We start from the raw sequence: 25,011 nt of genomic DNA, 5'->3' as shown, positions 1-25,011 counted from the left end.
TAGATCGTTTGTCTCGGCTGGGCCTCAACAGTCTTAAGCCGTCCTGAGCTGTTTCCCAGGAACCTTCCAGTGGCTATCGTCAGGCCGCATCACCGACGAAACGCTGTCGGTTCGACGGCGCGGGGAGGCGCTGTCGCTAGCCCCGCTGTCCCCCGGCGGTGGCGCACTGTCTCCCTGTGCCGTGCCCCCTCGTTCCGCCGTCACATGGAGTACGCGTGAAGTTGAACTCCCCGCTCCGGCGCGCTGCGACCGTCCTCGCAGGTGCTGTCCTCGGCCTGACCGGACTCACGGTCGCCACGTCCCCCGCCAGCGCCCACGACACCGGCATCACCGGGGTCGCGAAGTGCGACACCGCTACCGGCACCCGGATCGTCACCTGGACCATCACCAACGACTGGCCCGCCGATGCCACGGTCAGCGAGCTCACGACGACGCCCACCGCTGTCGAGGGGCTGCAGAACGGCACGGTCATCCCGGCCGAGAGCGACGGCAAGCTCGGCGAGCTGGTCCTGACTCAGCAGGTGGGCGACAGCGCGGCCAAGAAGGCCACCGTGTCGTTCAAGGCCCGCTGGTCCAAGGGCGGCTATGTGAACGACGGCAGGACCGGCACGGTGGACTTCACCGAGCCGTGCGTGAAGGACGAGGCCCCCTGCGTCACCGCGGACAAGGCCAGCTTCCACCACACCTTCGGTGTCAAGGAGGACGGTTCGACCGCGACCGTCTCCCTCGACGACGGCATCACCCTCTGCGAGGGCGAGCCGGTCACGCTGGTCTCCTACTTCGCGCCGAAGCCGCAGTTCTCGGTGCCGCAGTACAAGTTCGACTCCGACACGGGCACGATCACCAACGAGAAGCGCTCGGTCGACCTGAGCGTCGACGTGCCGAAGTGCAACACCCAGGTCGACCTGTTCTTCGGCGGCGAGGACGACATCATCGGTGAGATCACCGAGGGTGGTAAGCGCTACGACAACCTCAAGCTGGGCAGCGGCAACGGCCTCGGCAGCCGCTCGAAGGGCCCGCAAGGCTGGTTCAACGGCGGCTCCAAGGGCTGCCAGACCCCCGCGGTCGAGCCGCTGTCGCAGTGTGACGGCACCGTGGCGATCAACCTGAGCAACGACGGCCTGACCGACAAGTACCCGATCGAGTTCACGGTCAAGGCGGGCGAGTTCACCAAGAAGGTCACCGTGACCAAGGGCAAGGGCGAGACCGTCGTGGTCCCGGCCGGCTCCGGCTCGATCACGGTCTCGGCACCGGACATGAAGGACGTCGTCTACGACTGGACGCCGCCGGCCGACTGCGAGCTGCCGAGCGTCATCGTCGAGAACGACTGCAAGACCGTCACGATCACCGTCGAGAACCCCAAGGGCGTCCAGCCGGCGACCGCGCGGGTCACCTACGGCAACGACGTCAAGGACGTCACCGTGGCGGCCGGCAAGAGCGAGAAGATCACCTTCAAGCGCGGCGACGACACGTACGCCACGGTCGAGTTCCCCGACCTGGGCGTGGAGCCGATCAAGGCCACGCTCGGCGAGGTCGACTGTGACAACGGCGGCGGTGCCGGCGGCGGTGGCGGCGACGACACCGACGAGCCCGGCCTGCCCGTCACCGGCCCGGTGGCCGGCGGCATCGCGGGTGTCGCGGTCCTGCTGCTCGTCGCGGGCGGCGTGTTCTTCTTCATGGCCCGGCGGCGCAAGGTGACCTTCACCGCCTGATCCACCAGCAAGGCATCACAGGGGGTGCGTCGGCCGGAAGCGGCCGGCGCACCCCGCTTCTCTCTCCCGAAGTGAGCGGACGTGCTGAAGAACCTGCTCCCCCGCGCCGCGGCGATCACCGCCGGCGCGCTCCTCGGCCTCACCACCCTGATGGCCGCCGCCCCCACCCAGGCCGCCCCTACCCAGGCCGTCTCAGCCCAGGCCGTGACCCCCGCCCAGGCACCCGTACCGCCTCGGACCGATGGGCCTACGGCCCAGACCGACATCACGGGGGTCGCCGCGTGCGACACAGCCGCCGGTGAGTGGACCGTCACCTGGACGATCACTAACAACTGGACCGAAATGGCCAAGGTGGACAAACTGACCACCGCGCCGGCTCCGGTCCCCGGCCTGGAGAACGGCGGTTTCCTCAACCGCCGCCAGGAGAGCGGAACCGTCGGCAAGACGATCTTCACTCAGGCGCTGCGGAACAGCCCCGCCGAGGCCTCGGTCTCATTCGTGGCCGTCTGGGCGAAGACCAAGGACGCCGACAACAAAGCCACGGTCAAGCTCGGCGCGTGCGAGAAGCCCGAGCCGCCGTGCGTGGAGCAGGCGCAGGCGCGCTTCCACCACGAGTTCGCCATCAAGGACGGCCAGGCCACGGCCTCGGTGACGCTGGACGACGACGTCAAGCTCTGCACGGCCGAGCCGGTGACGCTGGTGACCTACTTCGCGCCGAAGCCGCAGTTCTCGGTGCCGCAGTACGTCTTCGCGCACCAGACCGCGACGATCAGCAACGAGCAGCGCACGGTCACCCTGGCCGCGCAGCTGCCGGCCTGCAACACCCAGGCCGACCTGTTCTTCGGCGGCGAGGACGACATCATCGGTGAGATCACCGAGGGTGGTGAGCGCTACGACAACCTCAAGCTGGGCAGCGGCAACGGCCTCGGCAGCCGCTCGAAGGGCCCGCAGGGCTGGTACAACGGCGGCTCCAAGGGCTGCCACCAGCCGGCCGTGCAGCCGGTGTCCCAGTGCGACGGCACGGTCGACGTGAACCTGAGCAACACCGGCGAGCAGACGAAGTACCCGGTCGACTTCACGGTGCGGGCCGGCGACTTCACCACGACGGTGACCGTCGCACCCGGCAAGGGCGAGACGGTACGGGTGCCGGCCCGCAGCGGCCCGATCACGGTGACCGCGGACGGCATGAAGGACGTCGCCTACGAATGGCAGCGGCCGGAGAACTGCCCGCCCCCGGGTGACGGCGGCGGCAACCCGGGCGGCGGCGGCGGCCCGGGCGGCGGCGGCCCTGGTAACGGCGACGGCGACGGATCCGGCAGTGGAGGTGGCGCCGGCGAGGACGACGGTGGCCTCCCGGTGACCGGCGCGGCGGCCGGCACGATCGCGGCCGGCGCGGCAGTCCTGCTGATCGGCGGCGGCGTGCTCTTCGTGGTGGCCCGGCGCCGCCGCGTCACCTTCACCCCGTGATTGCGGCCGCGACGTGATGGGGCGAGCCGACCACCCGGCCGGCGCCCCACGCTGCACCCCGTGCGCTGAGCCGTGACGTAATAAGGGCGCGCCGACCACCCGGTCGGCGCGCCCTTGTCGTGTTCGCCCGAGCCCGGCCCCGGCCAGGCCCAGAGGCCGGCGGGCCGCAAGAAAAGGCCGGGCGGGCCAAAGATCCGCGGGCAGCCGGAAGGCCGGGCGAGCGAGAGACGCGGGCAGCCGGAAGCCCGGGTGAGCGAGAGACGCGGGCAGCCGGAAGTTCCCGGGCGGACCAGAACCCTGCGGACAGCCGGAGGGTGCCAGCGGGCCAAAGGCGGCGGGCGTCGAAACGTGCCGCGGGCCAAAGGCCGGCGGGCCGCCGACGGTACCGCGCGGCTAGGGCCAGCGAGCCACCGAAGGTGCCGCACGGGCTAGAAGCCGGCGGGCCGCCCAAAGGTGCCGTCCGGCTCAGGCAGGTACTCATGCACCCCGACGACCGCCGCAACCGGGATCGGCTCGTACACGTGCGGGAAGAGCATGCCCCCCGGATCCGGCGGATCGCCCTGCTCCCAGACCACCGGCCGGCTCAGTCTGCTCTCGTCGATCTCCAGCAGCACGATGTCCTGCCGCCCCCGGGCCAGCGCCGTCGCCGGCACCGCCACCTGCTCCGGCGTCGAGCAGTGGATGAAGCCTTGAATTTCCAGCGTGTCCGCCGCATACCTGCCGGCCGCTACCGCCGCTTCCCACTCTGCGCGGGGACAGAAGTGCAGGATCATCCCTTCTCCAGATACTCGGCGCGTTCCTCGTCCACCAGGGCTGCGACCGAGGCCAGCAGCGCCGGGTGCTTCGCCAGCGTGGGGTCTTCGGCCACGAGTTGCTGGGCCTCCGCCCGGGCGTCGGTGATCAGCTTGCTGTCCCGCAGCAGGGAGAGCAGCCGCAGGTGGCTGTGTTTGCCGGACTGCGACGCGCCCAGCACGTCACCTTCGCGGCGTTGTTCCAGGTCCAGCTCCGCGAGGCGGAATCCGTCCGTTGTGGATGCGACCGCGTCGAGGCGTTCGCGGGCCGGGGTGCCCTCCGCCGCCTCGGTCACCAGCAGGCAGATGCCCGGGGCCGAGCCCCGGCCGACCCGGCCGCGCAGCTGGTGCAGCTGGGAGACGCCGAAGCGGTCGGCGTCCAAGATGATCATGACGGTGGAGTTGGGCACGTCGACGCCCACCTCGATCACCGTCGTGGCGATCAGCACGTCCAGGTCACCGGCCGCGAACCGGCGCATGACCGCGTCCTTCTCGTCCGCCGGCAGCTTGCCGTGCAGGATGCCGAGGCGCAGCCCGTGCAGCGGACCCTCCTCGAGGATCGGCGCGACCTCCATCACAGCCAGGGGTGGACGGCGGGCGGGCTCGTTGTCGCTCGGTGGCTCCTCGTCCTCTTCGGCCTCCGACGAGCCGATCCGCGGGCACACCACGTACGCCTGGTGGCCGGCCTGGACCTCCTCGCGCACCCGCCGCCAGGCCCGGTCCAGGAAGGCCGGACGCTCGGGCGGCACGACGTGCGACGCGATCGGGGAACGACCGCGCGGCAGCTGCGACAAAGTGGACGTTTCCAGGTCGCCGTACACGGTCATCGCGACCGTGCGGGGAATCGGCGTCGCCGTCATCACCAGCACGTGCGGCGGCTGCGCGGCCTTGGCCCGCAGCGCGTCGCGTTGCTCCACACCGAAGCGGTGCTGCTCGTCCACGACCACCAGGCCGAGATCGTGGAAGTCGACCCCCTCGTACAGCAAGGCGTGAGTGCCCACCACGATGCCGGCGGTCCCGTCGGCGACCTTGGCCAGCGCGGCCCGCCGGGCCGCCGCACCGAGCGAACCGGTCACCAGGGTGAGCTGCGTGCCGTTCGGATCACCGTCGAGCTCCCCGGCCCGGCCCAATGCGCCCAACTGCGCGCTGATGCTGCGGTGATGCTGGGTGGCGAGCACCTCCGTCGGCGCGAGCAGCGCGGCCTGCCCGCCCGCGTCGACGACCTGCAACATCGCCCGGACCGCCACCAGTGTCTTGCCGGAACCGACCTCACCCTGCAACAACCGGTGCATCGGATGGGCACGGGCCAGATCCGCCGCGATCTCCTCACCGACCCGGGCCTGCCCCTCGGTCAGCTCATAGGGCAGCGCCGCGTCGAAAGCGGCGAGCAACCCGGCCTCGGTGCGCGGCCGCGACCTGCCGGGCGCGGCGGCCGCCCGCGCCTTGCGCTGCACAAGCGTCAGCTGTACGGCGAAAGCCTCGTCCCACTTCAACCTGTACCGGGCCAGTTGCAGATCCTTGTCGGAGCTGGGCCGGTGGATCTCCCGCAGGGCCTTACCGATACCGATCAGGTTGCGGCTGGCGCGCACCGTACCCGGCAACGGATCATCCGGCGGCTGGAAGGTCTCCAGCACCTCGCGCACGTACCGGGCGATGGTCCACGTCGGCACGGCGGCCGCGGCGGGATAGACCGGGATCAGCGCTCCGGCGAACTCCTCGATCTCCTCGGCCGCCTCGTCCTGCGTCGCATCCGCCTTGAGCAGTTGGTACGCCGGGCCGTTGAGCTGGCGCTTGCCGCGGAAGTCGGTCACCTTGCCGGCGAACAGCCCCCACCGGCCGGTGCGCAACTCCCGCTCCCGCCACGCCTGATTGAAGAACGTGCACGTCAGCGTCGCCCCGGAACCGTCCCCGATGGTGATCTCCAGCATGTTGCCGCGGCGCTGACGCATCGGCCGTACCGTCGTGCTCTTGACCTGGGCCAGCAGGGTGACCTGTTCGCCGACCTCGAGCTTGCGCATGTCGGTGTGCTCACCCCGCTCGTCGTAACGACGCGGGAAGTGATAGATCAGATCACCGGCGGTGTGCAGGTCAAGATGGGTGGCGAGCGCCTTGGCCTTGGCGGCGCCCAGCACCTTCTCCAACGGGGTGTCGGTGGTGGTGACGGTCTTGGTGTCGGTCATTCCACTCCTACCAACAGGTGGTAGCGGGGCTGGCCGCCCGCGTAGCTTTGCAGCTCGACGAAGCGCCACTCGCTGGTGACGTGGGCCCGCAACCGCTCCGCGAGCTCGGGCGGGGCGTCCGCGCCGAGCACCAGGGTGACGAGCTCGCCGCCGCCGCCGAGCAGCCGGTCGAGCAGGCGCAGGCAGACCTGTTCGAGATCGTCACCGATGACGTGCACCTCGCCGTCGACGAGACCGAGCAGGTCGCCGGGATGACAGCGGCCGGCGACGGTGAGGGCTTCGCGGCTGGCGGTGCAGACCTCGCCGTACCGGCAGGCGCCGGCGGCCTCGGCCATCGCGATGACATCGTCATCGAACGGCCGCCCCGGATCACGGACGGCCAGGGCGGCGAGGGCCTGCACCGGCGAGCGGGTGGGGACGACACTTACCCGTACGCCGTCAGCGGCGGCTTCCTGAGCGGCAGAGCGAGCGACGGCGTGGGTGTTGGCGTCGTTGGGCAGGAGCACGATGTGGCCGGCGCCGGTGGATGCGATGGCGGCGAGCATCTCGGCTGTGGAGGGATTGCGGCCGACGACGGTGGCCCCCTCGGCGGCGAAGATGGCGGTGAGCCCGTCCCCGGCGGCGACGACAACTGTTGCCCGAGCGCCGGGATCCGGCGCATCGGACCGGAGCGGCTGCTCCTGGGACGGATCCTCTGACCAGCCGATCGTCAGCCGGTTGTCCTGGTGCCGATCTTGGCCGCTGCGGCCTTCCGGGAGCCGGTCCTGGGCATGTCGATCTTCCTTGCGCCGGTTGGGTTCGGGTCCGGCGTTTTCGTGCCGGCTGATCCTCGACCGGTCGCTCGTCGCCTGGTCGCTTGCGGACCGGCCGTCCTCGGGCTGGGTATTCGAGGGCTGGGTATTCGAGGGCTGGCCGTTCGCGGGCTGGCCGTTCGCGGGCTGGGCGTTCGGGGGCTGGCCGTTCGCGGGCTGGGCGTTCGGGGGCTGGCCGTTCGCGGGCTGGGCGTTCGGCGACTGGCCGCTCGCGGGCTGGCCGCTCGCGGGCCGGCCGCTCGCGGGCGGGGCGTTCGGGGGCTGGGTGCTCTCGTGCCGGTGGTCTTCGAGGCGGGTGACGGTGATGCGGTGCGGCCGGCCCGCGACGACGCCGGCCTCGATCGCGGCGCCGACGTCGGCGACCGCTACATGGACGTGGACGTTCCAGGTGGGCGGGTCACCGTCGCCGGTCCCGACGATCACCAACGAGTCGCCCATCTCCCCCAGCGCGCCACGCAGCGATTCGACACTCTCGGGCGCCGCGTCCAGCAGGTACTGCACCTCATATCCGAAGTCCTCATGGCCGCCGCCCTGCCTGGCGGGGTCCCCAGGGCCCGCCGGGGCCACCAGGCCGACGCCGGTTGTCGAGCCCGAAGCCAATGCGGGGACCGAGCCCAGGTCCGGGAATCGGTCGGCGGAGCCCGGGTCCAAAGATCGGTCGGCCGAGCCCGGGTCCGGGAATCGGTCGGCCAAGACCGGGTCCGGGAATCGGTCGGCCAAGACCGAGTCCGGGAATCGGTCGGCCAAGACCGGGTCCGGAGATCGGTCGGCCAAGACCGAGTCCGGAGATCGGTCGGCCAAGACCGAGTCCGGGAATCGGTCGGCCAAGACCGAGTCCGGAGATCGGTCGGCCAAGACCGAGTCCGGGAATCGGTCGGCCAAGACCGAGTCCGGAGATCGGTCGACCGAGGCCGGGTCCGTGGGCGCGAGTGGAGAGTGCGGCCCAGTTTTGGGCGGTGTTGAGGAGATCGGCGGGGCCGGATCGGCCGGAGCCGGGGAGGCCGAGGTATCCGGCAGGGCGCTGGTGTTGTTCAGGGCTTCGACGAGGGCTTCCAGGAGCAGGACCAGCCCGCGACCCCCGGCATCGACCACGCCGGCGCGGGCCAGAATCGGGAGTTGCTGGGGCGTGCGGGCCAGGGCTTCCGCCGCCGCTCGGGCCGCCGCCCGCGCCACCGCCACCAGATCGTCCGACGCGGTCTTGCGTGCCCCCTCGGCCGCCGCCGCCACCACCGACAGCACAGTGCCCTCGACCGGCTTGGCCACCGCCGCGTAGGCCGCCTCGCTGGCCGTGCGCAGCGCCCTGGTCAGCTCGCCGCCTCGCACAGCCACCGCCGTGGCGAAGGTGTCGGCCATGCCGCGCAGGATCTGCGACACGATCACGCCGGAGTTGCCTCGGGCGCCCAGCAGCGCGCCCCGGGCCATCAGGCGCATGGTGCCGCTCAGCGCGGTCGAGCCCGCGGTGGGCTGCTGGTCGGGGGCGTCGTCCAGGGCCTGCTGGGCCGACGTGAGAGTCAGCACAAGGTTGGTGCCGGTGTCGCCGTCCGGCACCGGGTAGACGTTCAGCTCGTCGATCTCGTGCTGATGCGCCCGGAGCGCGGCCAGCCCACCACCGCACCAGCGGCGGACCGCGGCGGCGTCCAGGGAGTCCAGCACGCGAAAAGCGTACTAACCAGCACCGACAATTGCCGGGTGCCGGGCTTCACCGCGGGTACGGCCAGGGGCGATTGGCTGTCCCGGCCGACCATCGGGTAATCTGGCCAGGTTGCCCGGATGTCCGCTGTCCGGGGCACCCTCAGTTGCTTTCAATCCCAGGAGTACCCCGTGGCTAGCGTGTGCGACGTCTGTGGCAAGGGACCGGGCTTCGGCCACAACGTGTCCCACTCGCACCGGCGGACCAACCGCCGCTGGAACCCGAACATCCAGTCGGTGCGCACCCCTGCCGGTGGTGGCAACACCAAGAAGCTCAAGGTCTGCACCTCGTGCATCAAGGCCGGCAAGGTCGTCCGCGCCTGACCTCAGCAGTGCGACAGCCCGCCAGGTCCCGATGACCCGGCGGGCTTTTCGCGTGCCTCAAAAGCGCAGGTCAGAGGATCCGGGCGAAAGACAGCACACCTTCCTCGCCCGCGTAGTAGCCGAAATCCTCGATGCGCTCATAGCCGCACTTCAGGTACAACGCGATCGCTTCCGGCTGCTTGTCGCCCGTCTCCAGGATCACCCGCTTGCAGCCTCGCTCGCGGGCTGAGTCTTCAATTGCCGTCACGACTCGGCGGGCCACTCCGCGACCTCGGGCCGCCGGCACCGTGAACATCCGCTTGAGTTCCGCGTCCTCGCCGTGCGCCCGCCAGCCGGCACACCCGAGCAGCACTTCGGCGGCCTCCGAGCCGGCGGCCGATTCGGCGCCCGAGCCAGCACCCGGGCCGGCAGCGGAGCCGGAACCGTCGGTGTAGGCGACGAAAAACGCCCCCGTCGGCGGGGCGAAGTCCGTCGCTGCCACGGGCGTGTCGTCGCCCGTCCCGCCGTACCGCCGGCTCAGCTCGGTCATTGCCTCAGCTATCAGTCGCTGCACCGCGGGCTCGTCGAATCGGGCCTCGCGGACCTTGATCTCGTCCACGCCGACCAACATTAACCATCGTCAGCGGAAGTGGTCCCAGCCCGTGCCGCCCTGCCACGGCCGGCGGTCGACCGTGACGCCGGTGCCTTCGTGCACGCTGCCGACCGCGCGCCAGCCCGGCGGCAGCGGCGTCCCGGCCGGGAAGGTCGCCGCCAGGGCGTGGTCGTCGCCGCCGGCGAGCAGCCACACGTACGGGTCCACGCCGAGCGCCGAGGCCGCGTCGCGCATCTGGTCGGGCACTTCGAAGGCCGCCCGGTCGATGTCGATGCCGACCACGCTGGCCGCCGCCACGTGACCGAGGTCCTGCAGCAGCCCGTCGGAGATGTCGATCATCGAGGTGGCTCCCAGCCGCGCCGCGGTCGGACCGGCGGCGTACTCGACCTCGGGGCGCCGGTACGCCTCGACCAGCAGTTTCGGTGTCCGGAAGCCACGGGAGAGCACGGTGTAGCCGGCCGCCGCGTGCCCGGTGCGGCCGGCCAGCGCGACCACGTCCCCCGGCTGGGCCCCGCTTCTCAGGACCGGCTCGCGGCCTTCCAGGTCGCCCAGGGCGGTGACGGCGATGGTCAGGGTGGGACTGGACGACATGTCGCCGCCGACCACCGCCGCGCCGACCCGGCCCGCCTCGGTCGAGAGGCCGCCGGCCAGTTCCTCGGCCCATTGCACCGGCAGGTCCGTCGGCACGCAGAGGGCCACCAGCAGGGCGGTCGGGGTCGCGCCCATGGCCGCGATGTCGGCCAGGTTCGCCGCAGCCGCGCGGTGCCCCACGTCGGCCGCGCTGGACCAGTCGCGGCGGAAGTGCCGGCCTTCGACCAGGACGTCCGTGCTGGCCACGACCCGCCTGTCCGGTGCCGCCACGACCGCGGCGTCGTCGCCCGGACCGAGCAGACTCGCGGCGCCGGTCTCGAGCCGCGCGACGATCCGGGTGATGAGCCCGAACTCCCCCGTCTCCGCGATGCTCAACGTCCCACCGTTCCTCTCGAGTTCGGCCTGCCCCGCAAGTGCGCTGCCGACCGGTTTCGTACTGTAGTTTCACGTTCGGGTCGCCGGCGGCGGCGGATAGGAGTCTGATCGTGGTCCAGGCGTACATCCTCATCCAGACGGAGGTCGGAAAGGCCCGTGACGTGGCCGCCGCGATCGACAAAATCAATGGAGTGGTACGTGTCGACGCGGTCACGGGGCCCTACGACGTCGTGGTACTGGGCGAGGCGCACAGTGTCGACGAGCTCGGCCGGATGATTGTGAGCAAAATCCAGTACGTGCCGGGCATCACCCGGACCGTGACGTGCTCCGTGGTAAATCTCTGACCATGGTCGACGTGCGCACCCGCCCCGAATCCCAGCCCCCCGCACCGGACCGCACGATGCGCAGCGCCGCCCTGTGGGCGACCGTGATCGCCGTGCCGGTCGCGGTGCTGGCCGGCCTGCTGATCTTCACGAAGATCGTCCCGGATGCCGGCAGTGCGGCGCCCAGCCCGTCGGCCACCCAGCCGGCGGTCGTCCCGGCGACCCCGGTGCAGATGGCCGCGCCGAAGCTGGCAACCCGCCCGGCCGAGGTGTGCCTCGCGGTGACGTCGCAACTGCCCGTCAAGGTGCGCGACCTGGCCGCTCGCAAGGTCAGCGCCGGCCCGGAGCAGAACGCCGCCTACGGCGAGCCGCCGCTGACGGTGGCCTGCGGGGTGGCCCAGCCGAAGATGTGCGCGTCGCTGGACGACACCGGCACGGGTTGTGTGCCGCTCGACACCGAACTGCTCAACATGAACAAGGTCTGCTGGTACGCCTCCCAGCAGGGCGACGCGGCCGTCTTCACGACCATGGACCGTGAGGTCCCCGTCCAGGTCACCGTTCCGAAGCAGTACGCGCAGCCGGCCCAGTGGGCCAACGAGTTCTCCGACATCGTGGTGAAGACCGACAAGTCGATCACCGCCGGAGTCCCCAGCGGCTGCGTGTAGAACGGGCGCTAGTGCAGGCCGGTGCCGCGGCGTAGCGCGGTGCGGATCAGGCGGTCGACGACCTTGGGGTATTCCAGGCCGGTGGCCGCCCACATCAGCGGGAACATCGACGTCGGGGTGAAGCCCGGCATCGTGTTGATCTCGTTGAGGAAGATCTCGTTGTCGGCGGTCACGAAGAAGTCGACCCGGCCCAGGCCGGCGCAGTCCAGCGCGGTGAAGGTGCGGCAGGCGTACTCCTGGACCTGGCGGGCGACATCCGGCTCCAGGCCCGCGGGGATCTGGTACGGCGTGCCGTCGCCCAGATACTTGGCGTCGAAGTCGTAGAAGTCACCGCCCTCGGTGGAGACGAGGATCTCGGCGAGCAGCGACGCCTCGGGCACCCCGCCGGCCTCGCCTTCCAGCACGCCGCACTCGATCTCGCGGCCCACGATCCCGGCCTCGACGAGCACCTTGGGGTCGATCTGACGGGCCTTGGCGACGGCCGCGTCCAGCTGCGCCCAGTCGGTGACCTTGCTGATGCCGTGCGACGAGCCGGCCCGTGACGGCTTGACGAAGACCGGCAGGCCCAGGCGTTCCTTGTCGGCCTCCGACAGGGAGCTGCCGGCGCGCAGGACCGCGTACGGCCCGACCGGGATGCCCTCGGCGGCGGCGAGCTTCTTGGTGAACTCCTTGTCCATGCCGGCCGCGGAGGCGAAGACGTTGGCGCCCACGTACGGGATGCCGGCCATCTCGAGCATGCCCTGGATGGTGCCGTCCTCGCCGTACGCGCCGTGCAGGGCCGGGAAGACGACGTCGACGTTGGCGAGCACGGCCACGCCGTCCGCCGGGTCGAGCACCATCAGGCCGGACGAGGTCGGGTCGGCCGGCAGCACCACGGCCCGGCCCGAGTCGGCGGTGATCTCCGGCAGGGTCTGGCCGCTGATGGCCAGTGCCGCGGGGTCGCCGCTGCTGAGCACCCAGGCGCCCGCGCGGGTGATCCCGACCGGGACGACCTCGTACTCGTCGGGGTCCAGGGCGCCCAGGATGCTGCCCGCGCTGACGCAGGAGATGGCGTGCTCGGTGCTGCGCCCGCCGAACACGATCGCCACGCGGGTTTTGCGAGGGGTCGTCATGGAAATGGCCTCTCGTTGCCGGACATAGCTAGGCTGCCTGCGCGCGGGAGGGTGGCGGCGGGCACGCCGGGGGTGACCCTACTCTGCGTACACCACTTTCTGATGACGGCGGGCGCTGGCACGGCAGACGGGGACGGGGAGTCGATGAGACCAGCACTGCACGTGATCGCCTGGCACGGTCCGGGGCGATTGGCGACGATGGCGCATCCGCGCGGCGGCGACTGGCTGGCCGATGAGATGGCCGGCCTGGCCCGGGCCGGCGTCGATGTCTTCGTCTCCGCGCTGACCTGGGAGGAGGACCGCCGGCTGGGCCTGACCGAGGCAGCCGCGGCCGCCGCTGCGGTGGGCATCGACTTCCTCTCCTTTCCGATCGCGGACCGGGGCATCCCCCGCGCGCGGGACATGGCCGACAGTGACGTGGTGGCTCTCGGCGTACGGCTGGCCGCGCACGTGCGGGCCGGCCGTTTCGTGGTGACACAGTGTTTCGCCGGCATCGGCCGCTCGACGCTGCTGGCCTGCGCGACGCTGGTGATGCTGGGTGTCGGCCCGGAGCGGGCGCTGGAGATGGTGGCGCAGGCCCGGGGTCTGCCGGTGCCCGACACCGAGGCTCAGCGCGACTGGCTCTACGAGTTCGCGCTGAACCACGGCGGTTGAGCGGACGGCCGCGCCCCCGTGACCGGCCGGCCGCTCGTCGGGGGCCCGGTCAGCCGGCGGGCCGGATGGTGACGTCGCGCAGCAACCGCTCATAGAGCAGGACGCCGACGGCAGTCACCGCCAGGGTGATGAGCACGGCCGCCGCGTACGGCACGAACCGCACGGAGAAGCCGAGGTTGGCGTCGAGACCGTAGAAGGTCTCCGATGCCGCCACCGGGAGCAGGGCGATCGGGAGCACCGCGAGTCCGCCCAACGCACCGAAGCGGTAGAAGCCCGCGGTGGCTGCCGCTCCGGCCACCAGGAAGGCGAGCGCGGACAGCAGGATCTGACCGAACTCGCGCAGCCCCGATCCGGGCGTCAGCCTCGGATACCCCGTGGGCAGCGGACCGTCGATGCCCAGCAGCAGTTGCTCGACCCCGTGCCCGGCCACCACGGCGACGGCGAAGACCACCGTGGCGAGCAGGCCGAAGATCGCCGCACCGCCCAGAAATTCGCGCCGGGTGATGCCGTTGGCGACGAACTGCCGCAGGTTGAGGCTGACCAGCGTGGCGCCGACCACGCCGAGCCAGTACTTCGCGGCCGAGCCGGCCATCAACACCCAGAGGCTGAACGACGCCTCGCTGCGCCAGGCGATCGCGGTCACCCCGACCACGGCGCAGACGGTCATCGTGGCCCAGAACCACAGCACGACGGGACGGTAGATGCTGACCAGGGTCGCTGCCACGAGCCGCCGGGTGGTCATCGCAGGGCCTCCGTTCGGTGGGTGCCGCCGGCGGCACCCGAGGTGAGGTGGACAAAGAGGTCCTGGACCCCTACCGGGGCCAGCGAGAGCCCGGAAGTGCCGGCCCGCTCGACGTCGTCGGGGTCCAGCGCGCCGTAGAGGGTGGCCTGCCGGACGCCGCCCAGGCTCCGCTCGCTGAGCACCGTACGTCCGGCGACGAACGCGTCGACCGCCGCGGCCGGGCCGGTGACGGCGACGCCGCGGGCCTTGAAGGTGTCGGTGTCCTCGTGCACGAGCAGCCGGCCCCGGTCGATGACGATCACCTGTTCGAACAGGTCGGCGACCTCCTCGATGAGGTGCGTGGAGAGGATGATCGTGCGCGGGTGGGCCAGGTAGTCGGCGAGCAGCTCGCGGTAGAAGGCCGTCCGGGCGGCGGCGTCCATGCCGAGGTAGACCTCGTCGAGGATGGTCAGCGGGGCACGGGCGGCCAGGCCGAGCACGACGCCGAGGCTCGAACGCTGCCCCCGCGACAGTGCCGAGACGCGCTTGCGCCGGTCGAGTTCGAAGACGTCGGTCAGGTGCTCGGCGTAACCGGCGTCCCAGGTCGGGCGCAGCCGGGCGGCGAAGTCGAGGACCCGGTCGACCCGGTCCTGCGTGGTGACGTCCAGCTGGTCGCGGATGAACGCGGTGCCCCGCATGAGGGCCGGGTTCTCGAAGGGGTCGACCCCGTCGACGGTGACCGTGCCGGCCGCGGCCCGCCGGTACGACGCGAGCACGCTGAGCAGGCTGGTCTTGCCCGAACCGTTGCGCCCGAGCAGCCCGTAGATCTTGTCCGGGGCCAGGTCGAGGGTGATGCCGTCGACGGCGACCGTGGCGCCGTACCGGACGGTGAGCTCGCGCAGGGAGATCATCGCGGACCCTCCTTGAGGTAGGCCACGATCTCGTCGACGTCGACGCCGAGCATCCTGGCCTCGGCGAGCATCGGGTCGACGACGTCGGTGAAGAACCGCTCGCGGCGCTGACCGCGGAGCCGGGCCCGGGCGTCCGGGCTGACGAACATGCCGATGCCGCGCTTCTTGTAGAGCACGCCCTCGTCGACCAGCTGGGCGAAGCCCTTGGCGGCCGTGGCCGGGTTGATCTGGTAGAACGCCGCGTACTGGTTGGTGGACATGACCTGTTCGTCCTCCTTGAGGGTCCCGCTCAGGACGTCGTCCTTGATGCCGTTGGCGATCTGCTGATAGATGGGGCTGCGGTCGTCGAACACGACAGCCTCCCTACTTCTGCGGTTCATTACTCATGCAACGAACCATAGAGCCGAAACTGCCGGGACGCAACGTCGGATCAGCGTCAGGCCGTGGCGAAGGTCTGCGGCAACGCCCCGGCGTCCCACAGCTCGTCCAGGTGCGCGAGGAAGCCGACCAGGCTGCGCTCCAGCTCACGCCGCTCGGTGGCCGACAGCGTGGCCAGCGGGTCGGAGAAGACCAGGCCCGCCGGGTGCTTCGCCCGGGTGCCGACGAACTTGCGGCAGGCGGTGCACCAGACGTAACTGACCAGGGTCGGGCGCCGGGCGTTCTCGGGCGCGTTCACGTACGCCCGGACGCTGCGCCGGCCACAGGCCGGACACTCCCGCTCACCCGGCCGGGCGAACAAGCTTTCGCCCTGCGCCAGCGCCGCCACCTGATCGCCGGTGAAGCTGCTCCAAGACATGGGACTCAGGCGGCGTCGAGCGCGGCCGTCAGATCCCTGACCAGATCCGGCGCGTCCTCGATGCCGCAGGAGAGCCGGACGAAGCCGGGCGCGGTGTCGTCGCCCCACTGGGCCCGCCGGTCGGCGGTCGTGTGCAGGCCGCCGAACGAGGTGGCCGCGAAGACCAGCTCGGAGGCGGCCAGGAACCGCGCCACCCGCTCGGCGCTGCCCAGATCGAACGAGATGATGCCCGGGATGCGGCGCATCTGCGCCTGGGCGATCTCGTACGACGGATCGGCGGCGAGCCCCGGGAAACGCACCTGGAGCACGTCGTCGCGGCCGGCCAGGAACTCGGCCAGCACCACGGCGTTCTCGCTCTGCCGGGCCAGCCGCAGGTCCAGGGTGGCCAGCGACCGGTGGGCCAGCCAGGCGTCGAACGCGCCCGGCACCGCGCCGGTCTGCGCCCGCCAGACGGTCACCTTGGCCAGCAGCTCCTCGTCGTTGGTGGCCACGTAGCCCAGCAGCACGTCGGAGTGCCCGGTCAGGGCCTTCGTGCCGGACGCGACCACCAGGTCGGCGCCGAGCTCCAGGGGGCGCTGGCCGAGCGGCGTCGGCGTGGTGTTGTCCACCGCCACGAGCGCGCCCGCGGCGTGCGCGGCGGCGGCGACAGTACGGATGTCACAGACGTCCAGTCCGGGATTGGCCGGTGTCTCCAGCAACACCAGCCGGACGCCCTCGAACGACGGGTACGGCCCCGCGGTCGGCACCTGCACCGTCCGCACGCCGAGGTCGCGCAGGGTCCCCTCGGCGAACGCCCGCACGGTGAAGTAGCCGTCCGAGGGCAGCGCCACCGTGTCGCCGCTGCGCAGGGTCGAGAGCAGCAGCGCGGTGATCGCGGCCTGCCCGCTCGCGAAGGCCAGCACGGCGCCACCCTCGAGCTCACCGATCGCGCCCTCGAGCGCCCGGCGGGTCGGGTTGTCCGGGCGCCCGTACCCGTTGGCGCCGGGACCCTCGACCGGGTCCAGGTGGTACGGCGCCGCGAACACCGGGCCCGGCAGGAAAGGCTGTCCCGGCACCGGCTCGGGCAGCCCGGCGTGCACGACCCGGGTCCCGTCTCCCTCGAAGCTCATTCCGGCTTCATCTCCCGTCCCATGAGCAGCTTGACCGCCACCCGCGGGTCGATACCCTCGTGGCACACCCGCTCGACCTGTTCGGTGATCGGCATCTCGACGTGCTGCGCGCGGGCCAGGTCGCGGATGGCCAGGCAGCTCTTGACCCCCTCGGCGGTCTGCCGGGTGGCGCGCTGCGCCTCCTCCAGCGACTCGCCGCGGCCCAGGTGCTCGCCGAAGGTGCGGTTGCGCGACAGCGGCGAGGAGCAGGTGGCGACCAGGTCACCGAGCCCGGCCAGCCCGGCGAAGGTCATCGGGTCGGCGCCGAGCGCCACCCCGAGCCGGGCCGTCTCGGCCAGCCCGCGGGTGATCAGCGAGGCCTTGGTGTTGTCACCCATGCCCATCGCGGAGGCCATCCCGTACGCGAGCGCGATGACGTTCTTCACGGCCCCGCCCAGCTCGCACCCGATCACGTCGTCACTCGTGTACGGCCGCAGGTACGGCAGCGCGATGGCCTGCTGCACGAGTTGCGCGCGAGCGGGGTCCGTCCCGGCCACCACGGTCGCGGCCGGCTGCTCGGCGGCGATCTCGGGAGCCAGGTTGGGCCCGGAGACCACCACCACCCGGTCCCTGTCGACCCGGGCCGTCTCGACGATGACCTGGCTCATCCGCTTGGTCGTGCCGAGCTCGATGCCCTTCATCAGCGAGACCAGCGTCGAGTCGGCCGGCAGGTGGCCGGCCCAGTCGGCGAGGTTGCCGCGCAGCGTCTGGGACGGGACCGCCAGGAAGACCAGGCCGGCGCCGGACAGGGCGGCGGCGAGGTCGCTGGTGGCGGTGACCCGCTCGGGCAGCTTGACGCCGGGCAGGGAGGCCTCGTTGACCCGGTCCGCCCGGATGGCCGCGGCCACCGACTCGCGGCGGGCCCACATGGTCACCTCCGACCCCGCCTCGGCGAGGATCTTCGCGAACGCCGTACCCCAGGCGCCCGCGCCCAGCACCGCCGCTCGCCTCATGCTCCACCGCCCCGCATGTCGTCCTGCCCCTCGCTCTGCCTGCCCTGCTCGCCCGAGTCGTCGGCGCCGGGCCGCCACGCCCGCCGCGACACTTCATAGAGCGGGGGTGGTGCTTCGTCGCGCAGCTCGGCCAGCAGGTTCCGGGTGGACAGCTGGATCGCCTCGGTCATCTGCTCCAGCACCGCGCGGGTGGGCGCCTCGCCCTGCCAGCGGCTCAGGTCCACCGGTTTGCCGACGGTCACCTGCACCGGCACCCGCCGGCCCACCCTGACCCGGCCGGTCCGTACGTCGTGCACCGCCTGTGCGCCCCACGTCGCCATCGGCACCACCGGGGCGCCGGTGACCAGCGCCAGCCGGGCCGCGCCGGTCTTGCCCCGCATCGGCCACAGATCCGGCTCGCGGGTGGTCGTGCCCTCGGGATAGATCACCACGACCCCGCCCTCGTGCAGGGCCTCGATGAGCGAGTCGAGGGACTTCACCGCCTCCACACTGCCGCGTTCGACCGGGATCTGCTGGGTCTTGCGCAGCATGAAGCCGACGAACGGGACCCGCCAGATGCTGGCCTTGGCCAGGAACCGCGGCCACCGCCCCGACTCGTAGATGTAGTGCGCGACCACCAGCGGGTCGAACTGCGACATGTGGTTGGGCGTGATGATGAAGCCGCCGCCGGGCGGCAGGTTCTCCATGCCGGTCCAGGTGCGCTTCGTCCAGAGGCTCATCGCGGGCAGCACGAGCAGGACCGCCAACCGTCGCCAGAATCCGAGCTTGCGCCCCGCCACGGTGCCTCCCTGCTCCCCGCGGCGGGCCCCCGCGCCGCCGTCGCCCACACCTGGGACGAAATCATGCCTGCTCATCCTCGCCGTAGCCAGGCCGGGGCCCGGCGGTGGGACGGTGGCAGGATTGGCGGCGTGTCAGGAGCGGACTGGACGGTGGTCATCCCCGTCAAGAGCCTCAGCGCGGCCAAGAGCCGGCTGCGCGGCGCTGTCGCCGATTCCCGGCACGAGGAGCTCGCGCTCGCGATGGTCCGGGACACGGTCGCCGCGGTCCGGGCGTGCGCGGCGGTGGGCGATGTGCTGGTCGTCACCGACGACCCGGCCGCGGTCGCCGCGGTGACGGCCCTGGGTGCCCGGGCGGTGCCGGACCCACCAGCGACCGGCCTGAACGCCGCCATGCGCTTCGGCGCCGACGTGGTGGCCGGTCTCGGACATCGCCGGGCCGTGCTCACCGGCGACCTGCCCGCGCTGCGCCCCGCCGAACTGGGCGAGGCCCTCGCCGCCGCCGGACCCGGCCGCAGCTTCGTGGCCGACGCCGCCGGCACCGGCACGGTCCTGCTCGCCGCGGCGGCCGGCGCCGCGCTCGATCCGCACTTCGGGGTGGGCTCGGCCGCGGCGCACGCCGCCACGCTGGCTCAGCCGCTGCTCGGGGCGTGGCCCGGATTGCGTCAGGACGTGGACACCGCCGACGACCTGCGGACGGTCCTGACCCTCGGCGCGGGTGAGTACACCTGCGCGCTGCTGCGTGATCTCGGACTCATCGCCGAGTGCGGCACCTCGGGTGTGGCCGGGCGCTCGCACCGGTAGCGTCTGGGGCATGCAGGGGACCGTTGCGACGTTCGACGCTCAGAGCCGCAGCGGCACGCTGCTGCTGGACGACGGCAGTGAGCTGTCCTTCCCGGCCGCGGCGTTCGAGGCGTCGGGGTTGCGGCTGCTGCGCCTCGGGCAGCGCCTGACGATCTCCGCCGGGCCGGACGGCACCGTCACCAAGGTCGAACTTCCCGGAATCAGGTGAGCTTCGTTCATTTCCCGTTCACCCTGGACGGGCAATGATGGAGCAATGACCACCCCGCCCCGGACACCCGACACGACCGTGCCCCTCGCGGCTCGCCGCCGCGGCTCCGACGGGCGGTTCCTCCCCCGCGCCGAGCAGACCGACGCCGAGCAGACCGACATCGAGCCGACGGAGCCCGCTGTGACCACCGCCGACATCGCGCAGGACCCCACCGAGACCGGTCCCGGCCTCCCCGAGCTGCCGGAGGACCGCTTCCTCAACCGGGAGCTGTCCTGGCTCGACTTCAACGCCCGGGTGCTGGCCCTGGCCGAGGACCCCGGCACCCCGCTGCTCGAACGCGCCAAGTTCCTGGCCATCTTCGCCGGCAACCTGGACGAGTTCTACATGGTCCGGGTGGCCGGGCTCAAGCGCCGGCTCAAGGCCGGGCTGCCGATGCGCGGCGGCGACCGTTCATCGCTGCGCCACCAGCTCGAAATGATCACCGAGCGGGCCGCCGACCTGGTCACCCGGCACGCCGCCTGCTTCGGCGAGGAGGTCCGGCCCAAGCTGTCGGCCGAGGGCATCGAGCTGGTCAGCTGGAGCGAGCTGGACGCGCCGGAACGCGAGCGGCTGCGGACGTACTTCCGCGAGCAGGTCTTCCCGGTGCTGACCCCGCTCGCGGTCGACCCGGCGCACCCGTTCCCGTACATCTCCAGCCGTTCGCTCAATCTCGCCGTCGCCCTGCGCGACCCGGCCGGCAGCGGCAACGAGTTGTTCGCCCGGATCAAGGTGCCCAACAACGTGCCGCGCTTCGTCACGGTGCAGAACGACAGCCGCGGCGCGCGCTTCCTGCCCGTCGAGGAGCTCATCGCCGCGCACCTGGACCAGCTCTTCTCCGGCATGCGGATCCTGGAGTGGCACCTGTTCCGGGTCACCCGCAACGCCGAGCTGGAGGTCGACGAGGACCGCGACGAGGACCTGTTGCAGGCCCTGGAGCGCGAGCTGGCCCAGCGCCGCTTCGGCCCGCCGGTGCGCCTGGAGGTGGCCGCCTCGATCAGCGACCACGTGCTCGACCTGCTCACCCGCGAGATGGAGATGGACAGCCAGGACGTGCTCCGGGTGCCCGGCCTGCTCGACCTGTCCGGGCTGTGGCAGGTCTTCGGCGAGTGCGACCGCGACGATCTCAAGGACCGGCCGTTCGTCCCGTCGACCCACCCCCAGCTGGCCGACGGCGAGGTGCCGCGCAGCGTCTTCAACCGGCTGCGCGAGTGCGACATCCTGGTGCACCACCCGTACCACTCGTTCTCGACCAGCGTGCAGCGTTTCATCGAGCAGGCCGCCGCCGATCCCAACGTGCTGGCCATCAAGCAGACGCTGTACCGCACCAGCGGTGACTCGCCGATAGTGGACGCCCTGGTCGACGCCGCGGCCGCCGGCAAGCAGGTGGTGGTGCTGGTGGAGGTGAAGGCCCGCTTCGACGAGGTGGCCAACATCGCCTGGGCACGCACCCTGGAGCGGGCCGGCTGTCACGTGGTCTACGGCCTGGTCGGTCTCAAGACGCACTGCAAGACCTCCCTGGTGGTACGCCAGGAGGGCAACCAGATCCGCCGCTACTGCCACATCGGCACCGGCAACTACCACCCGAAGACGGCCCGGCTCTACGAGGACTTCGGCATGCTCACCGCGGACCCGGAGATCGGCGCGGACGTCACGGACCTGTTCAACGTGCTCACCGGCTACAGCCGGCAGACCGCGTTCCGGCGGCTGCTGGTGGCCCCGCACGGGGTCCGGGCCGGTCTCATCGAACGGATCGAGCAGCAGGCCGAGATCGCCCGCGCGGGCGGCGACGCCCTGGTCCAGTTCAAGGTGAACTCGCTGGTCGACGAGGAGACCTGCGACGCGCTCTACCGCGCCTCGCAGGCCGGGGTCCGCATCGATCTGGTCATCCGGGGCATGTGCGCGCTGCGCCCGGGCGTGGCGGGGCTGTCGGACAACATCCGGGTCCGCTCGATCGTCGGCCGGTTCCTGGAGCACTCCCGGGTCTTCCGGTTCGGCGTGGGCGACGACGCGGAGTACTGGATCGGCTCGGCCGACCTCATGCACCGCAACCTGGACCGCCGGGTCGAGGCGCTGGTCCGGGTGACCCTGCCCTCCGCGCAGGAGGATCTGCGCAATGTGCTGGAGTTGTCCATGAGCGACGAGAGCGAGGGCTGGGACCTGGCCGGTGACGGCACCTGGCACCGCCGCGCGTTCTCGCCGTCGGAGCACCACATCCACCTGCAGGAGGCGCTGTTGCGCCGGGTCATCGGCAAGGCGGGCTGAATTGACGACTGGACCGGTCCGGGCCGCCGGCGGCGTCCTCTGGCGACCGGCCGGGGACGGCATCGAGATCTGTGTCGTGCACCGGCCGTACCGCACCGACTGGAGCCTGCCCAAGGGCAAGCTCGACGGCGACGAGCACCCGCTGGCGGCGGCGGTGCGCGAGGTGCAGGAGGAGACTGGCGTGCAGGGGGAGCCGCAGCTGCGGTTGCCCGAGGTGAGCTACACGCTGCCCGACGGCACGCCCAAGACGGTCGAGTTCTGGCTGATGCGCGCCGCCGAGGGCCCTGTCGACGACCCGATGGACCCCACCGAGGTGGACACCGTGCTGTGGCTGTCGCCGGCCGGCGCGCTGGCGAAGCTGACCTATCCGGACGACCGCCGGCTGGTCGAGCACGTCGCCGCGCTGCCACGGGTCACCGCCGTGACGGCGCTGGTCCGGCACGCGCACGCCGGTAAGCGCAGCGAGTTCCAGGGCAACGACGCGCTGCGGCCGATCGACGAGCAGGGCCGGGGCGAGGCGCGGACGCTGGGTCTGGTGGTGTCGCTCGTCGGGCCGCGCCGGCTCTTCGCGGCCACCCCGTTGCGCTGCAAGCAGACTCTCGAGCCGCTGGCCGAACGGCTGGGCCTGCCGATCGTGGTGGACGCGGCGTTCGCCGAGCCCGCCGACGTGCCGGACGTGCCGGCCCGGGCCAAGGTGGCCGCGGCCCGGCTGACCGAGCTGCGCGACGGCCCCCGGGCGGCGGTGTGCAGCCAGGGCAAGGTGATCCCGTCGATCCTGGCGTTGCTGGACGGTGCCGAGGACCGCGAGCCCTACAAGACGCCGAAGGGCACCGGCTGGATCCTCACCTGGTCCGGCGAGCGGCTCCTGGCACTGAGCCGGATCTAGGCCGGCCGGATTCAGGCCGGCCGGTGGCGCGCGGGCGACGCTCGACGTCCTCCGGCAGCGGGTCCGTTCGCCAGTAGCCGACCTGGTCACCGGGGAGCCAGCGGGCCCGCCACAGCTCGTCGGCGCGCGGCTCCCAGTCCCGCAGCGGCAGCAACGCGACCCGCCAGGACAGCACGCTGGCGACGTACCAGCCGTAGAGCGGCAGCATCCCGAGCAGCACATCACGGCGGCGGTAGGACCCGTACGGGCCGAGCGCGAACACGGCCAGGCCGCACCACCCACAGGTGATGAGCCAGTCCAGCAGCCCCCAGCCGGTCCAGTGCTCGGCCAGGTCGCCGAGGGTCCAGCCGGGCACGACAGCGCCGGCGAAGACGGCCGCGGCGATCAGCGACCTGCTCACGAGACCACGAGGGCTGACGAGTCTGCGCTCCATGGAGCGGACCGTAGGCCGCGAGGCCGCTGTGGCGCCGGAACACGCGAAGGGCGTCCACCGTACGGGTGGACGCCCTTCGTACCTCAGCGTGCCGCTGAGCGGGCCGGAACGGCCCCTTGGATCAGCGGGTCTTACGAGCCGTGCTGGTGCGCGCGGTCGTGGCCTTGCTGGCCGGGGTGGCCTGGACGGCTGCCGTCGTCTTCTTGGCGGCGGTCGTCTTCTTGGCCGCCGTCGACTTGGTGGCCGCGGCCTTGGTCGGCGCCGTCTTGGTCGCCGCCTTCTTGGCCGGTGCCGCCTTGGCGGTGGTGGCGGCCGACTTCGTGGCCGACTTGGCCGGAGCCGACTTGGTGGCGGTCGCCGACTTGGTGGCGGCCGTCTTGCGGGCCGGCGTGGCCTTCGCGGTGGTCGCCGACTTGGTCGCCGTCGACTTGGCCGCCGTGGTCTTGGCCGGGGTGCTCTTGGCGGCGGCCGACTTGGTCGCCGTTGCCTTGGTGGCCGTCGCCTTGCTGGCGGTCGACTTCGCAGCCGTCGCCTTGGTGGCGGTGGCCTTCGTGGCCGGGGCCGCCTTGGTGGCGGTCTTGGCCGGGGTGGCCTTGGAGGCGGTCGTCTTCTTGGCGGCCGCCGTCTTGGTTGCCGCCGCCGTCTTCGTGGCGGTCGACTTGGCCGGAGCGGCCTTGGTGGCGGTGGACTTCACTGCCGCCGTGGTCTTCTTCGCGGTGGTCGCCTTGGCCACCTTGCCGCTCGCGACCATCTCCCGGAATCCGGTTCCGGGCTTGAAAGCGGGGACGGACGTCTTCTTCACCTTCACCGGTTCACCGGTGCGCGGATTGCGCGCGGTCCGCGCATTGCGCGCCCGCTTCTCGAAGACTCCGAAACCGGTAATGGCAACGCGATCGCCCTTGGTAACGGCGTTCTGCACCTCGCTGATGACCGCATCCAGCGCCGCTGTCGCCGTCTTCCGGTCCCCCAGTCGGGCGGCGAGCGCCTCGACGAGCTCTGCCTTGTTCACTGGTTTCCTCCCGAACGTGAGAACTGGCCCAATGCGAGCCATTCTGCGCGCACCGTATGCCCTCTGACCAGCAGACACAAACATCTGCATAAAAAAAAACCGTTGTGTCGCAACGATTTTGCCCCCGCCGGGAACCCGGCGGGGCAAAAAAGCCTGCAAGAGCAAGGAAATCGGCCTCAGACGACCACCGGCTTGAAGCCGGGGCGATCCTTCTCGTACGAGGTAATCATCTGCTCGTGGCGCAGCGTCAGTCCGATGTCGTCGAGGCCCTCCATGAGCCGCCACCGGCTGAAATCGTCGATCGGGAAGGTCCAGACGGCGTCGTCCACGCGCACCTGGCGCTCGCCGAGGTCCACGGTGATCCGCTTGTCCGGTTCGCTGTCGGCCATGTCCCAGAGCGCCTCGACGGCTTTCTGGTCGAGCTGCACCGGCAGCAGACCCTCCTTGAGGGCGTTGCCGCGGAAGATGTCGCCGAAGCGGGCCGCGATGACGACCTTGAAGCCGAAGTCGCGCAGGGCCCAGACGGCGTGCTGGCGGGAGGAGCCGGTGCCGAAGTTGGGTCCGGCCACCAGGATCGTCGCGCCCGCGTGCGCGGGGTTGTTGAGCACGAAGGCCGGGTCGTCGCGCCAGGCGCTGAACAGCCCGTCCTCGAAACCGGTCCGGGTGACCCGCTTGAGATAGACAGCCGGGATGATCTGGTCGGTGTCCACATCGGAGCGGCGCAGCGGCATCACGGTGCCGGCGTGGGTGGTGAACTTGTCCATGGTTGCTGCTCCCC

The 25,011-nt window shown here is 71.5% G+C and carries 26 protein-coding genes; 10 read left to right on the top strand and 16 right to left on the bottom strand.

All coding sequences use genetic code 11. From position 1 onward, the window contains the following. Window positions 1–215 precede the first annotated feature (215 nt). Together ACZ6S4_RS33335 and ACZ6S4_RS33330 are read left to right on the top strand one after the other, a co-directional pair. The gene (locus ACZ6S4_RS33335) at window positions 216–1,712 is read left to right on the top strand and encodes a cupredoxin domain-containing protein (RefSeq protein WP_465478723.1); all 1,497 of its coding nucleotides are present in this window, start codon (window positions 216–218) and stop codon (window positions 1,710–1,712) included. Between the two features lie 81 nt (window positions 1,713–1,793). Continuing rightward, window positions 1,794–3,179 (top strand): hypothetical protein, encoded by a 1,386-nt coding sequence (locus tag ACZ6S4_RS33330; RefSeq protein ID WP_465478722.1) that lies wholly within the window; start codon window positions 1,794–1,796, stop codon window positions 3,177–3,179. Window positions 3,180–3,607: 428 nt separating this feature from the next. Here the strand turns inward: ACZ6S4_RS33330 and ACZ6S4_RS33325 are convergent, their stop codons facing one another. From ACZ6S4_RS33325 to ACZ6S4_RS33315, 3 genes are read right to left on the bottom strand one after another with little or no spacing between them, the layout of a single operon-like run. Further along, window positions 3,608–3,952 (bottom strand): DUF952 domain-containing protein, encoded by a 345-nt coding sequence (locus ACZ6S4_RS33325; protein WP_465478721.1) that lies wholly within the window; start codon window positions 3,950–3,952, stop codon window positions 3,608–3,610. Further along, on the bottom strand, window positions 3,949–6,150 hold the full coding sequence (gene recG / locus ACZ6S4_RS33320; protein ID WP_465478720.1) for an ATP-dependent DNA helicase RecG: 2,202 nt from the start codon (window positions 6,148–6,150) through the stop codon (window positions 3,949–3,951). Before recG ends, ACZ6S4_RS33325 begins: the two co-directional genes overlap by 4 nt. Next, window positions 6,147–8,615 (bottom strand): DAK2 domain-containing protein, encoded by a 2,469-nt coding sequence (locus ACZ6S4_RS33315; protein WP_465478719.1) that lies wholly within the window; start codon window positions 8,613–8,615, stop codon window positions 6,147–6,149. Before ACZ6S4_RS33315 ends, recG begins: the two co-directional genes overlap by 4 nt. A 168-nt stretch (window positions 8,616–8,783) precedes the next feature. Between ACZ6S4_RS33315 and rpmB the strand changes: the two genes are divergently transcribed. Beyond that, window positions 8,784–8,975: a 50S ribosomal protein L28 gene (gene rpmB, locus ACZ6S4_RS33310; protein WP_023561910.1), complete on the top strand. Its 192-nt coding sequence runs from the start codon at window positions 8,784–8,786 to the stop codon at window positions 8,973–8,975. A gap of 70 nt (window positions 8,976–9,045) precedes the next feature. Here the strand turns inward: rpmB and ACZ6S4_RS33305 are convergent, their stop codons facing one another. Together ACZ6S4_RS33305 and ACZ6S4_RS33300 are read right to left on the bottom strand one after the other, a co-directional pair. Continuing rightward, entirely contained in the window at window positions 9,046–9,573 is a 528-nt protein-coding gene (locus ACZ6S4_RS33305) for a GNAT family N-acetyltransferase (protein WP_465478718.1), read from the bottom strand. Between the two features lie 21 nt (window positions 9,574–9,594). After that, a complete protein-coding gene (locus ACZ6S4_RS33300; protein ID WP_465478717.1) occupies window positions 9,595–10,533 on the bottom strand; it encodes a thiamine-phosphate kinase in 939 nt (312 codons plus the stop codon). Window positions 10,534–10,643: 110 nt separating this feature from the next. On the opposite strand from ACZ6S4_RS33300, the gene ACZ6S4_RS33295 reads away from it, so the two are divergent. Together ACZ6S4_RS33295 and ACZ6S4_RS33290 are read left to right on the top strand one after the other, a co-directional pair. Then, a complete protein-coding gene (locus tag ACZ6S4_RS33295; RefSeq protein WP_125810437.1) occupies window positions 10,644–10,877 on the top strand; it encodes an Lrp/AsnC ligand binding domain-containing protein in 234 nt (77 codons plus the stop codon). 2 nt (window positions 10,878–10,879) lie between these two features. Then, window positions 10,880–11,521: a DUF3515 family protein gene (locus tag ACZ6S4_RS33290; RefSeq protein ID WP_465478716.1), complete on the top strand. Its 642-nt coding sequence runs from the start codon at window positions 10,880–10,882 to the stop codon at window positions 11,519–11,521. An 8-nt stretch (window positions 11,522–11,529) separates the two neighbouring features. On the opposite strand, the gene ACZ6S4_RS33285 is transcribed toward ACZ6S4_RS33290, so the two are convergent. Next, window positions 11,530–12,633: a D-alanine--D-alanine ligase family protein gene (locus ACZ6S4_RS33285; protein WP_465478715.1), complete on the bottom strand. Its 1,104-nt coding sequence runs from the start codon at window positions 12,631–12,633 to the stop codon at window positions 11,530–11,532. Window positions 12,634–12,777: 144 nt separating this feature from the next. Here ACZ6S4_RS33285 and ACZ6S4_RS33280 point away from each other — a divergent pair, with 144 nt between their 5' ends. Continuing rightward, window positions 12,778–13,287, top strand: coding sequence for a protein-tyrosine phosphatase family protein (locus tag ACZ6S4_RS33280; protein WP_360550009.1), 510 nt, complete (start codon window positions 12,778–12,780; stop codon window positions 13,285–13,287). A 49-nt stretch (window positions 13,288–13,336) separates the two neighbouring features. Here ACZ6S4_RS33280 and ACZ6S4_RS33275 read toward each other — a convergent pair whose 3' ends face one another. The 7 genes from ACZ6S4_RS33275 to ACZ6S4_RS33245 all read right to left on the bottom strand — a co-directional run bounded on the left by ACZ6S4_RS33275 (window position 13,337) and on the right by ACZ6S4_RS33245 (window position 18,595). Then, a complete protein-coding gene (locus ACZ6S4_RS33275) occupies window positions 13,337–14,029 on the bottom strand; it encodes a hypothetical protein (protein ID WP_465478714.1) in 693 nt (230 codons plus the stop codon). Continuing rightward, window positions 14,026–14,919, bottom strand: a complete 894-nt coding sequence (locus ACZ6S4_RS33270; protein ID WP_465478713.1) for an ATP-binding cassette domain-containing protein — start codon at window positions 14,917–14,919, stop codon at window positions 14,026–14,028. Before ACZ6S4_RS33270 ends, ACZ6S4_RS33275 begins: the two co-directional genes overlap by 4 nt. Beyond that, window positions 14,916–15,272, bottom strand: coding sequence for a GntR family transcriptional regulator (locus tag ACZ6S4_RS33265; protein WP_360550015.1), 357 nt, complete (start codon window positions 15,270–15,272; stop codon window positions 14,916–14,918). The genes ACZ6S4_RS33270 and ACZ6S4_RS33265 overlap by 4 nt, the downstream gene beginning before the upstream one ends. Before the next feature lie 83 nt (window positions 15,273–15,355). Further along, the gene (locus tag ACZ6S4_RS33260) at window positions 15,356–15,715 is read right to left on the bottom strand and encodes a hypothetical protein (protein ID WP_465478712.1); all 360 of its coding nucleotides are present in this window, start codon (window positions 15,713–15,715) and stop codon (window positions 15,356–15,358) included. 5 nt (window positions 15,716–15,720) lie between these two features. Further along, on the bottom strand, window positions 15,721–16,824 hold the full coding sequence (locus ACZ6S4_RS33255) for a cystathionine gamma-lyase (protein ID WP_465478711.1): 1,104 nt from the start codon (window positions 16,822–16,824) through the stop codon (window positions 15,721–15,723). Beyond that, complete coding sequence (locus ACZ6S4_RS33250) at window positions 16,821–17,816, bottom strand: NAD(P)H-dependent glycerol-3-phosphate dehydrogenase (RefSeq protein ID WP_465478710.1); 996 nt, start codon at window positions 17,814–17,816, stop codon at window positions 16,821–16,823. The genes ACZ6S4_RS33255 and ACZ6S4_RS33250 overlap by 4 nt, the downstream gene beginning before the upstream one ends. Further along, the gene (locus ACZ6S4_RS33245; protein ID WP_465478709.1) at window positions 17,813–18,595 is read right to left on the bottom strand and encodes a lysophospholipid acyltransferase family protein; all 783 of its coding nucleotides are present in this window, start codon (window positions 18,593–18,595) and stop codon (window positions 17,813–17,815) included. Before ACZ6S4_RS33245 ends, ACZ6S4_RS33250 begins: the two co-directional genes overlap by 4 nt. Before the next feature lie 129 nt (window positions 18,596–18,724). Between ACZ6S4_RS33245 and cofC the strand changes: the two genes are divergently transcribed. From cofC to ACZ6S4_RS33225, 4 genes are read left to right on the top strand one after another with little or no spacing between them, the layout of a single operon-like run. Beyond that, window positions 18,725–19,396 carry a 2-phospho-L-lactate guanylyltransferase gene (cofC, locus tag ACZ6S4_RS33240; protein WP_465478708.1) on the top strand — a complete coding sequence of 224 codons (672 nt, stop codon included), beginning with the start codon at window positions 18,725–18,727 and terminating at the stop codon, window positions 19,394–19,396. Window positions 19,397–19,406: 10 nt separating this feature from the next. Further along, window positions 19,407–19,604 (top strand): cold-shock protein, encoded by a 198-nt coding sequence (locus ACZ6S4_RS33235; protein ID WP_360823390.1) that lies wholly within the window; start codon window positions 19,407–19,409, stop codon window positions 19,602–19,604. Between the two features lie 45 nt (window positions 19,605–19,649). Further along, entirely contained in the window at window positions 19,650–21,905 is a 2,256-nt protein-coding gene (locus tag ACZ6S4_RS33230; RefSeq protein ID WP_465478707.1) for an RNA degradosome polyphosphate kinase, read from the top strand. 1 nt (window position 21,906) lies between these two features. After that, window positions 21,907–22,791: an NUDIX hydrolase gene (locus ACZ6S4_RS33225; protein ID WP_465478706.1), complete on the top strand. Its 885-nt coding sequence runs from the start codon at window positions 21,907–21,909 to the stop codon at window positions 22,789–22,791. On the opposite strand, the gene ACZ6S4_RS33220 is transcribed toward ACZ6S4_RS33225, so the two are convergent. The 3 genes from ACZ6S4_RS33220 to leuD all read right to left on the bottom strand — a co-directional run bounded on the left by ACZ6S4_RS33220 (window position 22,748) and on the right by leuD (window position 24,997). Beyond that, window positions 22,748–23,224 carry a hypothetical protein gene (locus tag ACZ6S4_RS33220; protein ID WP_465478705.1) on the bottom strand — a complete coding sequence of 159 codons (477 nt, stop codon included), beginning with the start codon at window positions 23,222–23,224 and terminating at the stop codon, window positions 22,748–22,750. The genes ACZ6S4_RS33225 and ACZ6S4_RS33220 overlap by 44 nt on opposite strands. A gap of 121 nt (window positions 23,225–23,345) precedes the next feature. Next, entirely contained in the window at window positions 23,346–24,233 is an 888-nt protein-coding gene (locus ACZ6S4_RS33215) for an HU family DNA-binding protein (RefSeq protein ID WP_465478704.1), read from the bottom strand. A gap of 176 nt (window positions 24,234–24,409) precedes the next feature. Further along, a complete protein-coding gene (gene leuD / locus ACZ6S4_RS33210; protein WP_360823379.1) occupies window positions 24,410–24,997 on the bottom strand; it encodes a 3-isopropylmalate dehydratase small subunit in 588 nt (195 codons plus the stop codon). Window positions 24,998–25,011 lie beyond the last annotated feature (14 nt).

It is taken from the genome of Actinoplanes sp. NPDC051405, assembly GCF_055586185.1.
This window is presented reverse-complemented; position numbering and strand designations above follow the sequence as displayed.

Coding starts and splice junctions, on each gene's coding strand:
- ACZ6S4_RS33270 (WP_465478713.1), bottom strand. CDS start 14,919: ATGATCTCCCTGCGCGAGCTCACCGTCCGGTACGGCGCCACGGTCGCC.
- ACZ6S4_RS33250 (WP_465478710.1), bottom strand. CDS start 17,816: ATGAGGCGAGCGGCGGTGCTGGGCGCGGGCGCCTGGGGTACGGCGTTC.
- ACZ6S4_RS33235 (WP_360823390.1), top strand. CDS start 19,407: ATGCAGGGGACCGTTGCGACGTTCGACGCTCAGAGCCGCAGCGGCACG.
- ACZ6S4_RS33280 (WP_360550009.1), top strand. CDS start 12,778: ATGAGACCAGCACTGCACGTGATCGCCTGGCACGGTCCGGGGCGATTG.
- recG (WP_465478720.1), bottom strand. CDS start 6,150: ATGACCGACACCAAGACCGTCACCACCACCGACACCCCGTTGGAGAAG.
- ACZ6S4_RS33260 (WP_465478712.1), bottom strand. CDS start 15,715: ATGTCTTGGAGCAGCTTCACCGGCGATCAGGTGGCGGCGCTGGCGCAG.
- ACZ6S4_RS33325 (WP_465478721.1), bottom strand. CDS start 3,952: ATGATCCTGCACTTCTGTCCCCGCGCAGAGTGGGAAGCGGCGGTAGCG.
- ACZ6S4_RS33220 (WP_465478705.1), bottom strand. CDS start 23,224: ATGGAGCGCAGACTCGTCAGCCCTCGTGGTCTCGTGAGCAGGTCGCTG.
- ACZ6S4_RS33275 (WP_465478714.1), bottom strand. CDS start 14,029: ATGACCACCCGGCGGCTCGTGGCAGCGACCCTGGTCAGCATCTACCGT.
- ACZ6S4_RS33255 (WP_465478711.1), bottom strand. CDS start 16,824: ATGAGCTTCGAGGGAGACGGGACCCGGGTCGTGCACGCCGGGCTGCCC.
- leuD (WP_360823379.1), bottom strand. CDS start 24,997: ATGGACAAGTTCACCACCCACGCCGGCACCGTGATGCCGCTGCGCCGC.
- ACZ6S4_RS33285 (WP_465478715.1), bottom strand. CDS start 12,633: ATGACGACCCCTCGCAAAACCCGCGTGGCGATCGTGTTCGGCGGGCGC.
- ACZ6S4_RS33230 (WP_465478707.1), top strand. CDS start 19,650: ATGACCACCCCGCCCCGGACACCCGACACGACCGTGCCCCTCGCGGCT.
- ACZ6S4_RS33290 (WP_465478716.1), top strand. CDS start 10,880: ATGGTCGACGTGCGCACCCGCCCCGAATCCCAGCCCCCCGCACCGGAC.